Consider the following 12,415-nt stretch of genomic DNA (forward strand, 5'->3'; position numbering starts at 1 on the left):
ACGTTTGTGGGAATTCGTCAGCGCTGCTGCTGCAGGTCCTCCAACGTCACGGCGGCGCCCGGTAGCGCCGACCACGCCGGGGCGCGCAGCCCATCGAGGAAGATCTGCAGGTGACGGTGCACGAACCGGTCCATGTCCATGCACGCCTTACCGGGCAGCGGTCGCGTGAGCTGCGTGATCGCAACCATCAGGTCACCGACGGCGATGTCGGTGCGGAGTTGGCCAGAGGTTCGCGCTCTGTCCATTATGTCCTCGATCGAGCGATTCAGCCGGTCACGAGCCGCGAAGATCGCCGGATCGTTCCCGTCGAAGGCCTCGGAGAGCATCGGGCACAGCGCGCCGACCCGGTCCTCCGCCGATTCGAAGACGAAGCGCCGCAGGGCCTCGAAGGCGTCGGGCTCCTGTGCGACCGCGGCCTCGGTCCGCTCGGTGATCCGCGCCATCACCGACAGGACCACCTCCCGGACGAGTTCGGCCCGGTCCGCGAAGTGCCGGTAGAGCGTGGCGTTGCCGACTCCGGCGCGGCGCGCGACCTCGTCCAGCGGGACCTCGGCCCCGTGCTCGACGAAGGCTTCGCGCGCGGCGGCGACGATCCGCTCCCGGTTGCGCGAGGCATCTGCCCGCAACCGGGGGGATCGCGATTTCACGGCGCTGCCGACCACCGGACACTCCTTCTGGCGAAAGGGGAAGGTGAAGCGGGGAATCAGTCCCCGCTTCGCTCTGACACCAGACTAAACGGGGAGATGGTCCCCGGATATTTCGGGTCCCCTGTGTGACCTGCGACACATTCCGGATCAACGTCCGCGACCAGGCGGCGAACGGCCGGTCGCGAGCCGTCCGGAGCGCTTTCCCGCACTTTCATTGAATCTTCAAGAAGTGGACATAGGATGGACAGCATGAAATGGCTGACGGAAGAAGAGCAGGCCTCCTGGCGCGCGTATGTGCACGCCACGACGCTCCTGGAGGACCACCTCGACCGGCAGCTGCAGCGCGACGCCGGCATGCCGCACATGTACTACGCGCTGCTGACCACGCTCTCCGACGCCCCCACCCGCCGGATGCGGATGACCGAACTGGCGCAGCAGACGAAGATCACCCGCTCCCGGCTCTCGCACGCCGTCACCCGGCTGGAGAAGAACGGCTGGATCGCCCGCGAGGACTGCCCCTCCGACCGTCGAGGTCAGATGGCCGTGCTCACCGACGAAGGGTACGCGGTGCTGGTGCGGACCGCGCCAGGACACGTCACGGCCGTCCGCTCGGCGATCTTCGACCGGCTCACCCCCGAGCAGGTCCAGCAGCTGGGCGAGATCTCCCGCATCATCGCCGAGGGCCTGCAACCGGAAGGCGCCGACCTGCCCTGGCTGCGGTGAGCCAAGGCGGATCGGCGCCTGTCGGAAAGCCAGGAGCGGGTCCGTGGGAACCGCTCGGTCATGCAACCGGCTGACTACGCCACCTACTCCACGACGATCTCGACGGTGATGTTCCCGCGGGTCGCCTTCGAGTACGGGCACACACCGTGCGCCTGCTCGACCAGCTTGCGGCCGATCTCGCCCTCCAGCTCCGCGGGCAGCTCCACGCGCAGCGTGACGGCGAGCTCGAAGCCGCCGTTCGCGGCATCGGCGCCTATGCCTACCTCGGCGGTCACCGAAACGTCCTTGGTGTCGACCTTCGCCTCACGCCCCACTAGCCCGAGCGCGCTGGAGAAGCACGCCGCGTAGCCGGCCGCGAAGAGCTGCTCGGGGTTGGTGCCCTTGCCGTTCCCGCCCAGGGCCGGCGGCATGGCCAGCTGCAGGTCCAGCTGACCGTCCGAGCTCACGGCCCGGCCGTCGCGTCCATTGGCCGTGGCCACAGCGGTGTACAGCGCACTCATCGGAACCATCCCTCTCCACACTTCACGGCCCGGTTGCCCCGGGCCGCGCTCAGCACTACTAGAGCACACAACTCAATTGTGCACAACTAAAGGGTACGCTGGTTACATGAGGACGACCGAAACGGCACCCGCCGAATACCTGCGACTGGACAACCAGATCTGCTTCGCGCTGCACGCGGCGTCCAGAGCGTTCGGCAGCCTCTACCGGACGGCGCTGCGCGACCTCGCCCTGACCTACCCCCAGTACCTGGTGATGCTGGTCCTGTGGGAACACGGCGAGCTGCCCGTCAAGAAGATCGGCGAGCATCTGCGCCTCGACTCCGGCACCCTCTCCCCGCTCCTGAAGCGCCTGGAGGCCGCAGGCCTGGTCCAGCGCGAGCGCAGCGCCCTCGACGAGCGCTCGGTCACCGTCCGCCTCACCACCGCGGGCGACGCCCTGCGCGAGCGCGCCCAGCGGGTCCCGGAACAGATCGCGACGGCCACCGGCCTCACCCTCACCGACCTGACCGACCTGCGCACCCGCCTCCACCACCTGACCACCACCCTGGACGCGGCCACCCCGGACCCGGCGGCCGACCCCACCCCCGAGTAACCCGGCCGCCCGACATCGCGGCCGCCCGACATCGCGGCCGTCCGACACCGCGGCCGCCGGGACCCGCCAGCGCCGGGCGCCCCGAATCCGCTAACCTGTCCTCACCCCGCCCCAGTAGCTCAGGGGATAGAGCACAGCTCTCCTAAAGCTGGTGTCGCAGGTTCGAATCCTGCCTGGGGCACACCATCCGCGAGGCCCTCCCGTCAGCACTGACGGGAGGGCCTTTCGCGTGGGCGGCGAAGTGGTCGGGATACCAATGGTGCCTGTGTGAATCGTGTGAAATGATCCGGCTCGGCTGACTGCCGAGGGTGGGGACTCCCGCCGAGTCGGCCGACGGGACATCCCGTTCACGCCCTTGGGGGGGCACTATCAAGACTCGTATCGGCGCCGTGACCGGCGCCGCACTCCTCGCCGCGCTCGCGATCCCTGCCGTAGGGCAGGTCAGCGCGAACGCGGCGACCACCGATCTCTATGTCAACAACGCCGCCGGCGCCCACTGCACGAACGGCGGCACCGGCACGCAGGCCGCACCCTTCTGCACCGTCCAGGCCGCGGCGGACGTCTCGCTGCCGGGCCAGACGGTGCACATCTCGCGGGGTGACTATCCGCAGAAGCTGAAGCTCACCAGGTCCGGCACCGCGGACGCGCCGATCACCTTCGTGCACACGACGGTCGACCGGGACGACTCCGACGACCGGGTGTCCATCGGCAACCCTGACGCTCCGACACCCGAGAACGGGCTGCTGGTCGCGGGGGCTCAGCACATCCGGGTCCAGAACCTGTCCATCACCGGCACCCTCGAGCCGATCCTCTTCGACCACGCGACCGACGTCTCGGTGACCCGGGCGAACACGTGGGGCGGCTATGAGGGCACCGCCGCGGTGCGCGTCAGCACCGGCTCCAGCAAGGTGACCATCGCGGGATCCCAGCTCGGTGGCAGCGACGGCCCCGGCGTCCTGGTCGACGAGGGCGCGACCGGCACGGTCGTCAGCACCAATCAGGTCGACACCCGGATCGTGGCGCTGGGCTCGCCCGGCACCGTCGTCGTCGGCAACACGGTGCAGTCGCACTGCAACGACGGGATCACCCTCGCCGGCGCCTCGACCGACGCGGTTGTCGAGAACAACGTGATCGACACGGGCGACACCGCCGACTACCCGACCAAGCCCTGCAAGGCAGGTGACTCGGACACCGGGCTGACCATCTCGGCGGCGGCAGCGCCGACCGCGAAGGTCGACTACAACGTCATCAGCCCGACCAGCGGCGGCCCGGCCTACGACTGGGCCGGCACGACGTACAAGGACCGGGCCGCCTTCACGACCGCGACCGGCCAGGGCACCCACGACTTCGTCGCCGATCCCACCATGCCGTACGACGGCAAGTCCCCGCAGATCGCCCCCTGGGTGGACTCGGCGGACGAGAACGCGCCCGGCGTCATCGACCTGGACGCCTGGGGCTGGCCGACGCTGGACGACCCGGTCGTGCCGAACACCGGTACCGGAAGCGGATTCCACGACCGCGGCGCGATGGAGTTCCAGAACTTCGGCGGCGTCTACACCCCGGCCGGCCCGACCCGCGTGCTCGACACCCGCGAGGGCGTCGGCACCGGCGGCGTCAAGGCGCCGGTCCACACCGGTTCCTCGGTCGACCTGCAGCTCGCCGGTGTCGCGGGCCTTCCGGCCACCGGCGTCCAGGCGGTGACGCTCAACGTCACCGTGGCCAAGCCCTCCAGCGGCGGATTCCTGACGGTGTTCCCGCACGGCGCGCAGCGCCCGACCGCGTCCAACCTCAACTGGACGCCGGGGACGACCATCGCCAACCTCGTCACGGTCCCCGTGGTCGACGGCAAGGTCTCCTTCTACGCCGGCGGCACCGCGGGCGCCGTCGATGTGATCGCCGACCTGGCCGGCTACTACAGCGCCAAGGGCAGCGTCTTCACCTCGGCAGGCCCGTCCCGGGTGCTCGACACCCGTGACGGCACCGGCACCGGCGGCGTCAAGGCCCCGGTCGCGCAGGGCGGCGCCGTCGACCTCCAGGTGGCCGGCGTCAAGGGCGTACCCGCGCAGGGCGTCACCGCGGTCACCCTGAACGTCACCGTGACGAACCCGGTCGGCGGCGGTTTCCTGACCGTCTACCCGCACGGCCAGGAGCGTCCGACCGCGTCGAACGTCAACTGGACCCCGGGCACGACCATCGCCAACCTCGTCACGGTCCCGGTGATCGACGGCAAGGTCTCGTTCTACGCCGGCGGTCCCACCGGAAGCGTCGACGTGATCGCCGATGTGGCCGGCTACTACAGCGCCAAGGGGTACAACACCTACCGGCCCGTCGGCCCCTGGCGGATCATGGACACCCGCTCCGACCAGTACGAGGAAGGCGAGCTGATCCGCAAGGCGGGGACCGTCGCCCCCGGCGCCACCCTGACCCTGTCGGCGCTGCCCGTTCCCGCCACCTCCGTCGTACTGAACGTCACCGTCACGCAGCCCGCGGCCGGCGGCTTCCTGACGGCCTACCCGGCCGGCGCGCAGCGTCCGCTTGCGTCGAACATCAACTGGACCCCGGGCCAGACGATTCCGAACCAGGTCGTCGTCCCGGTCGGGGCCAACGGCAAGGTCTCGTTCTACAACGGCAGCAAGGGTGCGGTGCACCTGGTGATCGACGTCTTCGGCTACCAGGCCCTCTAGGTCCTGCCGCGCTGATGCGGCCCCACCGCCTCCGGGCGGTGGGGCCGCTTTCGGCACTTCATCTCTTCGCCCATGGGGGGCATCATCAAGACGCGAACAGGCATGCTCAGCGCTGCCGTACTTCTCGGAGCCATCGCACTGCCGGCCGCCGGAGCACCGGGCGCCGCAGCCGTCCCGGCCAACATCTACGTGGACAACGCGGCCGCGGCCCACTGCTCGAACGCCGGCACCGGACTGCAGGACCAGCCGTTCTGCACCGTCCAGGCCGCGGCCGACGCCTCGCTGCCGGGCCAGACGGTGCACATCGCGACGGGGACGTACCCCGAGCAGGTCAGCATCACGAAGTCCGGTACGGCCGCGGCCCCGATCACCTTCACCGGCGATGTCTCCGAGTGGGGATCGATACAGGACGCCGCGATCATCGGCAGCTACGAAGCGACCGGGGGGACGGCGCGGGCGCTGTCCGTCACCAACGCCGAGCACATCAGGATCAAGGACCTCAACTTCGACGCCGTCGACGAAGGCGTGCACGTCGAGGGCTCCAAGGACGTCTCCGTCATCAACGGCACGGTGGCCGGGGCCCAGTCGGTCGCGCTGCGCGTGACCGGAGCGTCCGAGGACGTCACGCTCGGGAAGTTCAACCTCTGGGCCAACTCCGGCGCCGGCGTCGCTGTCGAGGCCGGTGCCCGGCGCACCGTGGTGACCGGGAACAGCCTCAACGCGAACGTCAGGGGCATTTCGGTCACGGACGCGCCGAACACGGTCATCGTGGGCAACTCGGTCTACAGCCACTGCCAGGACGGCATCGTGCTGGCCGGTACGTCGCCGAACGCGACGATCGAGAACAACGTCGTCACGACGGACAACTATTCGGGAACCTCGGACGGCTGCGCCGCGACCACCCGGGTCATGGTCGAGGCCGCATCCGTGCCCGGTACCAAGACCGACTACAACGTCATCAACACGTCCAACGGCGAGCAGGCCTACAACTGGTCGGGTACCAAGTACGCCAACCGTGCGGCGTTCACCACCGCCACCGGACAGGGAGCACGGGACGTCTTCGCCGACCCGACCGTCCCCAACGAGGGCGACCGGCACGCCAAGCCGCTCCCGACGGTCGACTCGGCCGACGAGAACGCCCCGGGGATGCTCACCACCGACGTCTACAGGACAGCCGCGCTCGACGACCCGATCACGCCCAACACGGGTACGGGGTCGGGCTACCGGGACCGCGGTGCGGAGGAGATGGGGAACCTCGGCAGCGTGTACACGCCTGCCGGGCCGACCCGTGTCCTGGACACCCGTGACGGCACCGGCGCTCCCAAGGGGCTGCTGAACTCGTGGATGGACGTTCAGCTGGGCGGCAAGGCCGGCGTCCCGGCGGCCGGGGTCACCGCGGTGACCCTGAACGTCACCGTGACCGGTTCGACCGGCGCGGGCTATCTGAAAGTGTTCGCGGCCGGGACGGGGTCCTTGTCGTCGGTCCTCAACTGGACCGCGGGCGAGACCATCGCGAACCTGGTCACCGTGCCGGTCAGCGAGGACGGCAAGGTCACGTTCGAGTACTTCGGCGCCGGCATGGGCGCCCACGTGATCGCCGACGTGGAGGGCTACTACAGCGCCAAGGGCAGCGTCTTCCATGAGACCAGCCCGGCACGCGCCCTGGACACCCGCGACGGCACCGGCGCCCCCAAGGGCGCCGTCAAGGCCGGCGGCACGGTGAACCTGCAGGTGACGGGCGCCAAGGGCGTACCGGCCAGTGGCGTGACGGCCGTGACCCTGAACGTCACGGTGACCGGCTCCACCGGTCAGGGGTTCCTCACGGTGTATCCGCACGGCCAGGCCCGCCCGACGGCGTCGAACATCAACTGGCCGGCCGGGAAGACCATCGCCAACCTGGTGACGGTCCCGGTCGTGGACGGCAAGGTCGCGCTCTACGTCGCGGGCGGCGGCAACACCACCCAGGTCATCGCCGACGTGGCCGGCTACTTCGACGCCACCGGGCACAACACCTACCGGAGCTACTTCACCGAGCGGCTCATGGACACCCGGGAGCCGACCACCGACGGCTGCACGGACAAGACGCGCCCGGCGTCCGCCATCCCCGCCGGCGGCACCCTCGAAATTACCAACTGCCTGCCCTGGGTCACGGGCCTGACGCTCAACGTCACCGTCACCCAGCCCGGCGCCGGCGGCTTCCTGACGGTGTACCCGTCGGGCCAGGCCCGTCCGCTCGCGTCCAACCTGAACTGGAACGCCGGGGAGACCATCCCCAACGCGGTCGTGGTGAAGGTGGGCAAGGGCGGCAAGGTCGCCTTCTACAACGGCAGCACGAAGCCGATCCACCTCGTGGTCGACCAATTCGGCTACCAGGCGGTCTGAGCCATGCCATACCTTTCAGCTCCTGGAGACCCCATCAAGACACGCGTAGGCGCCCTGACCGGCGCTCTCCTGCTCGGCGCGGTCGCGCTGCCCGCCCTCGGTACCGGGGGCGCGGCGGCGGCCGTCGTGAATCTGTACGTCAACAACGCAGCCGGTGCGCACTGCTCCAACGCCGGTCAGGGCACGCCGGCGCAGCCGTACTGCACCATCTCGGCCGCCGCCGCGAAGGTGCTGCCCGGCGAGACGGTGCATGTCGCCGAGGGCGACTACCCGGAGCAGGTCACCGTCACCCGCTCGGGCACGGCCGAGGCCCCGATCACCTTCACAGGAATGGGCGGGCCCGGCCAGTACCGCGACAACCCCACCACCGTGGGCGGCGGCCTGGGCAGCTCGAAGGCCCATGCGTTCCTGCTCTCCGGTGCGGAGCACATCCGGATTCTTGAGATGACGTTGTCCGCCAAGCAGGAGGCGGTACTGGTCAATGGCGGCTCCGACATCACGATCTCCCGCAACCAGCTCGCGGGCGGCCTGGCGGCGGGTGACGTAGCCAGCTGGCCCACTGTCCGGATCGCGGGGGCCGCATCATCGGTGCGGATCCTCCGGAACAACGAAATAACCAGGGACGGATTCGCCAAGATGGACCCCGGGGTCCAGGGCACGGTCATCGCCGGCAATCTGATCTTCAGCACCCACCTCACCGGCATTGTGGCCGACGCCGCACCCGGCACCGTGATCGTCGCCAACACCATCTCCGCCGGGTGCCAGGACGCGATCGGGCTGGCCGGTGCATCCACCGGCGCGGTCGTCGAGAACAACGTGATCACGCATTCCGACACGGGCGAACAGCCCTGTGCGGGGGGCGGCACGGTCGCCGGTCTGCGCGTGGACACCGCGGCGACGAGCGGTACGAAGGTCGCCTACAACGCCTTCGACTCGAAGGACGACGGTCCCGCCTACAGTTGGGCCGACACGACGTACGACAACGTGTCCGCTTTCACCGCCGCCACGGGCCAGGGCGACCACGACCTCATCGGCGACGTCACGCTGGAGACCTGGGTGGGCGACTCCGGCGGAACGCCTTCCCCGCTCATCGACTCGGCGGACGAGAACGCGCCGGGTATGCCCACCACGGACCGTGTCGGGACCCGCGCCGTCGACGACCCGTGGGTCGCCGACACCGGCACCGGCTCCGGCCACCGGGATCGCGGGGCGATGGAACAGGACAACTTCGGTACGCGCTACACACCGATCGGCCCGGTCCGGGTCCTCGACACCCGTGACGGCACCGGCACCACCGGGGGTACCGTCCCGGCGGGCGGCACCGTCGAACTGCCGGTCGCCGGCCAGCACGGTGTGCCGGCGGACGGCGTCACGGCGGTGACCATGAACGTGACGGTCACCGAGCCGGTCGCGGGCGGCTTCCTCACCGTGTACCCGCACGGTGATGACCGGCCGACGGCGTCGAACCTGAACTGGACCCCGGGCCAGACGATTCCGAACCTGGTGACCGTGCAGGTGAAGGACGGCAAGGTGTCGTTCTACAACGGCAGCGCGGGAACCGTGCACGTGCTCGCCGACCTGCTCGGCTACTTCAGCACCACCGGAAGCGGCTTCACGCCGACCACGCCGTCCCGACTCCTCGACACCCGGTCCGCGGTGGGCGCCCCCAAGGGCCCGCTGGGATCCGGTGCCACGGTTGACCTGCAGGTGGCCGGCGTCAAGGGCATCCCGGCCAGTGGCCTGACCGCAGTGACCTTGAACGTCACCGCGACCGAGCCCAAGAGCGGTGGCTTCCTGACGGTGTACCCGCACGGCACCGACCGTCCGACCGCTTCGAGCCTCAACTGGTCGAAGGGGCAGACGATCCCGAACCTGGTGACCGTTCCGGTCAAGGACGGCAAGGTGTCGTTCTACAACCACAGCGACGGTGTACAGGTGCTCGCGGACGTGACCGGCTACTTCACCGCGTCCGGCGGCGACAAGTTCCACGCCGTAGCACCGCACCGGGTGATCGACACCCGGGCACCGTGGTTCGCGGACGGTGTCGGTGAATGGATACCGGCCGCGCCGGTCGGCGGCCATCAGACCCAGGGCGTCCGGGACGTCGCTTACTCGAACGCTGAGGCAGTGTCCTTGAACGTCACGGTGACACAGGGCACCCAGATCGGCTTCATGACGGTCTACCCGCGGGACTCCGCCCGTCCGACCGTCTCCAACCTGAACTGGACGGCCGGGCAGACCATCGCGAATCAGGTGGTCGTCGCGAACAACGAAGCGGGCATGAACAGCTTCTACAACGCGAGTGCGGGCAGCGTCGAGCTCATCGCCGACCTCAACGGCTACTACGCCCCCTGATCCCCGGGAGCACACCACCGCGGCCCGGTCCCCGCTTCGGCGGGGGCCGGGCCGCGGTGCGTCGCGGGGGGGGGTGCGTCGCGGCGGGCGGGGGTGCGTCGCGGGCGGGGTGCGTCGCGGGCGGGGTGGTCAGGGTTCGCGGAGGATCAGGGCGTAGGGGCCGAGGCCCAGGACGCGTTTGCCGGGGTGGTCGCCGGTCGTGGTGCGGATGGTGAGGAGCGCGCCGGTGTCGGCGTCGAAGTCGACGTCGGAGACGGTGCCGAGGGCCTCGCCGCGTTCGTCGAGGACGCGTTTGCCCGGCAGGGAACGGTGCTTGTCGGCGAGAGGGGCCAGTTCGCCCGAGGGGGTGCCGAGGGTGGCGCCGGAGCGGACGATGACGGCGTCGGGTCCGATGGCGTGGATGTGCTCCCAGACGAGGGTGTCGCCGGAGCCGTCGGTCTTCTTGAGCCGCAGGGCCACGACGGAGGCCGTCGCCGGGTCGACGACGAAACCGTCGACGATGCCGACCGTGCGGGCCTCGGTGGCGCTGACCACCTGGCGGCCGGCCGTTTCCGAGAAGAGCATCAGACCTCCGTCCTGCGGCGGGCGCGGTACGCCTGGACCGCCGCCGCGAACCCGGGAAGGTCGTCGGCGACGAACTCGGCCGCGGCCGCCGGGATGACCAGTGCCTCACCGGAGACCGCGGTGGTCTCGGAGAGCGGGATGAACACCTTGCGCCCCTGCCGGTCGAGGGCGTCCGAGGAGGCGATCTCGTAGCCCACGACGTGGGCCGTGGTGCCCTCGACGACCTCGACGACGACGTCGGAGATCCTGCCCAGGTCGGTGCCACCGTCGGTCAGCACCCGCGAGCCGAGTACGTCGCCGCGGCCGGCGGAGCCGCGTTCCAGGACGTCGGCCCTGCTCTCGAAGACGCTCTCGTCCTTGATCATCACGGCGTCGTGGCCGAGCCCGTGCACCCCCGACCACGGCAGGCTGTGCCGCAGCGGTCCGGAGAGCAGGCCGCGGCCGCTCAGGGTGAAGCCGGCGATCCGGCCGGCCGTGCCGTCGAAGACGAGGTCCTTGACCTGCGCGACAGCCGCACCGGCCAGTGTCACGACCGGCCGCTTGGTGATCTCCGAGGCGAGCATCATCGCGGAAGAGGAAGCGGGCCCGGGCTCGTGCGTCGGCGCGGTCATTTCACGCGTCCCTTCCCGGCCCGCCGGCCGATGGCGCCGCGGCGTACCGCGATCACCCCACCGCTGCGGCGCCGTGCCTGCACGCCCGCCGCCGATCCGGCCAGTACCAGCAGGACCGCCACCACGACGACGATCCAGATCCACCAGTCCATCGCGCACCACTCCCCGCAGAATCGGCAGAATCCGTAGCCCTCTCCTCCCCTTCCCCGATCCCCCTCTCCCACTCGCGGGGAGCGGAGAAGAGGAGGGGAGATGAGGGACCTGGGTGGCGACGACCCGCGGTCAGCTGCCGAGCGCGTGCGGCGCGCGGTGCTTGCGCGGCTGCTGCAGCGGCATCTCCGGGGCGGAGGTCCGCGCCGGGTGGGCGTTGTCGGTGCGCTGCTGCTCGACCCGGGCGGCGAGGGCGTCGCGCTCGGCGGCCGCCACGGCCGCGTCGTTGCGCGCCTCCTTGAGCTTTACCGCCTTGCGGCGGCGCAGCGCGGCGCCTTCGCCCGCCATCAGCAGGCTCAGGCAGCCGACCAGGGCCAGGGCGAGGCCGGCGCAGAAGATGGAGAGCGAGTTCATCGTGATGAGGTCATGGCCCAGCAGGGCGACCGTGTAGTCGGGCCCGCCGCCCAGGTTGCCCGCGATCAATAGTCCCGTGAGTGTTCCGGTCGCGGCGAGCAGCACCAATCCCAGGAACAGCATCCGAGTCACCTCCGGTTGTCGAACGGTGGCCGAACGTGGCCGAATCCGTCGCTGCGGCGCCTACCCGGTGAGCGGCGGGCCTAACGACGCGCGGGGGCCACAGCGGGTCCGGCTTCGCTTAATACCCTGGGGGGGTATATGGTGGTCACCAGTGGACGGCGACAGCCGTCACCGCACGAGACGCATGAGGAGAACGCCATGTCCTGCTGCTCCCCCGAGGGAACCTGCCACACCGACGGCGCGACCGACGAGTCGCAGGCCGCGGGCACCGTCGTGTACTCCGTCTCGGGCATGACCTGCGGCCACTGCGAGTCCGCGGTGACCAAGGAGCTCGCGACCGTCTCCGGCGTGACCGTCGTCAAGGTCGACGTCGCCACCGGGCTGGTCACCCTCGCGTCCGAGCAGCCGCTGGACGACGAGACGATCCGTGCCGCCGTCGACGAGGCGGGCTACGAACTGGTCGGCCGGGCGTGACCGCACCGGTCAGGCTGGGCGGCTATCTGCTGATCCTGCTGGTCGTCCTCGGCGCCGCGTTCGGCCTCGGCCGCGCGGTGCGGGGGGACGGCGGCGGACCGGCCGCCCCGGAACCGCGCCCGGCCTCGCACCAGGGCATGTAGGGCATGTCGGCCCTGTTCGAAGGACCGGCCCTGATCGAAGGAGTGGAGTGAAG

The 12,415-nt window shown here is 70.2% G+C and carries 13 protein-coding genes and 1 tRNA gene; 8 read left to right on the forward strand and 6 right to left on the reverse strand.

Translation table 11 applies throughout. The features are described 5' to 3' along the window. Nucleotides 1–17 precede the first annotated feature (17 nt). Nucleotides 18–662 carry a TetR/AcrR family transcriptional regulator gene (locus C8250_RS19705; protein WP_138354758.1) on the reverse strand — a complete coding sequence of 215 codons (645 nt, stop codon included), beginning with the start codon at nt 660–662 and terminating at the stop codon, nt 18–20. Nucleotides 663–887: 225 nt separating this feature from the next. On the opposite strand from C8250_RS19705, the gene C8250_RS19710 reads away from it, so the two are divergent. Then, nucleotides 888–1,370 (forward strand): MarR family transcriptional regulator, encoded by a 483-nt coding sequence (locus C8250_RS19710; protein WP_138354759.1) that lies wholly within the window; start codon nt 888–890, stop codon nt 1,368–1,370. An 83-nt stretch (nt 1,371–1,453) separates the two neighbouring features. Here the strand turns inward: C8250_RS19710 and C8250_RS19715 are convergent, their stop codons facing one another. Then, nucleotides 1,454–1,870, reverse strand: a complete 417-nt coding sequence (locus tag C8250_RS19715) for an organic hydroperoxide resistance protein (RefSeq protein ID WP_138354760.1) — start codon at nt 1,868–1,870, stop codon at nt 1,454–1,456. 106 nt (nt 1,871–1,976) lie between these two features. On the opposite strand from C8250_RS19715, the gene C8250_RS19720 reads away from it, so the two are divergent. The 5 genes from C8250_RS19720 (at nt 1,977) to C8250_RS19740 (ending at nt 9,883) form a co-directional block, all read left to right on the forward strand. Continuing rightward, a complete protein-coding gene (locus C8250_RS19720) occupies nt 1,977–2,462 on the forward strand; it encodes a MarR family transcriptional regulator (RefSeq protein ID WP_138354761.1) in 486 nt (161 codons plus the stop codon). A gap of 108 nt (nt 2,463–2,570) precedes the next feature. Next, nucleotides 2,571–2,643, forward strand: a tRNA-Arg gene (locus C8250_RS19725). A 208-nt stretch (nt 2,644–2,851) separates the two neighbouring features. Beyond that, nucleotides 2,852–5,146, forward strand: coding sequence for a right-handed parallel beta-helix repeat-containing protein (locus C8250_RS19730; protein WP_138354762.1), 2,295 nt, complete (start codon nt 2,852–2,854; stop codon nt 5,144–5,146). 72 nt (nt 5,147–5,218) lie between these two features. Further along, nucleotides 5,219–7,528, forward strand: a complete 2,310-nt coding sequence (locus tag C8250_RS19735) for a right-handed parallel beta-helix repeat-containing protein (protein WP_138354763.1) — start codon at nt 5,219–5,221, stop codon at nt 7,526–7,528. Nucleotides 7,529–7,531: 3 nt separating this feature from the next. Beyond that, nucleotides 7,532–9,883, forward strand: a complete 2,352-nt coding sequence (locus tag C8250_RS19740) for a right-handed parallel beta-helix repeat-containing protein (RefSeq protein ID WP_138354764.1) — start codon at nt 7,532–7,534, stop codon at nt 9,881–9,883. Between the two features lie 129 nt (nt 9,884–10,012). Here C8250_RS19740 and C8250_RS19745 read toward each other — a convergent pair whose 3' ends face one another. The 4 genes from C8250_RS19745 to C8250_RS19760 all read right to left on the reverse strand — a co-directional run bounded on the left by C8250_RS19745 (nt 10,013) and on the right by C8250_RS19760 (nt 11,745). Next, on the reverse strand, nt 10,013–10,447 hold the full coding sequence (locus C8250_RS19745; protein WP_138359353.1) for a PRC-barrel domain-containing protein: 435 nt from the start codon (nt 10,445–10,447) through the stop codon (nt 10,013–10,015). Beyond that, a complete protein-coding gene (locus C8250_RS19750; RefSeq protein ID WP_138359351.1) occupies nt 10,447–11,058 on the reverse strand; it encodes a PRC-barrel domain-containing protein in 612 nt (203 codons plus the stop codon). The genes C8250_RS19745 and C8250_RS19750 overlap by 1 nt, the downstream gene beginning before the upstream one ends. Continuing rightward, entirely contained in the window at nt 11,055–11,210 is a 156-nt protein-coding gene (locus tag C8250_RS19755) for a hypothetical protein (RefSeq protein ID WP_187144907.1), read from the reverse strand. The genes C8250_RS19750 and C8250_RS19755 overlap by 4 nt, the downstream gene beginning before the upstream one ends. Nucleotides 11,211–11,340: 130 nt before the next feature. Beyond that, entirely contained in the window at nt 11,341–11,745 is a 405-nt protein-coding gene (locus C8250_RS19760; RefSeq protein WP_187144908.1) for a hypothetical protein, read from the reverse strand. Between the two features lie 138 nt (nt 11,746–11,883). On the opposite strand from C8250_RS19760, the gene C8250_RS19765 reads away from it, so the two are divergent. Then, nucleotides 11,884–12,219 (forward strand): heavy-metal-associated domain-containing protein, encoded by a 336-nt coding sequence (locus tag C8250_RS19765; RefSeq protein WP_138359349.1) that lies wholly within the window; start codon nt 11,884–11,886, stop codon nt 12,217–12,219. Further along, entirely contained in the window at nt 12,216–12,362 is a 147-nt protein-coding gene (locus C8250_RS19770; RefSeq protein ID WP_164294349.1) for a hypothetical protein, read from the forward strand. The genes C8250_RS19765 and C8250_RS19770 overlap by 4 nt, the downstream gene beginning before the upstream one ends. The last annotated feature ends 53 nt before the right edge of the window (nt 12,363–12,415 follow it).

It is taken from the genome of Streptomyces sp. So13.3, from assembly GCF_005860785.2.
GTDB classification, from domain to species: domain Bacteria; phylum Actinomycetota; class Actinomycetes; order Streptomycetales; family Streptomycetaceae; genus Actinacidiphila; species Actinacidiphila fildesensis.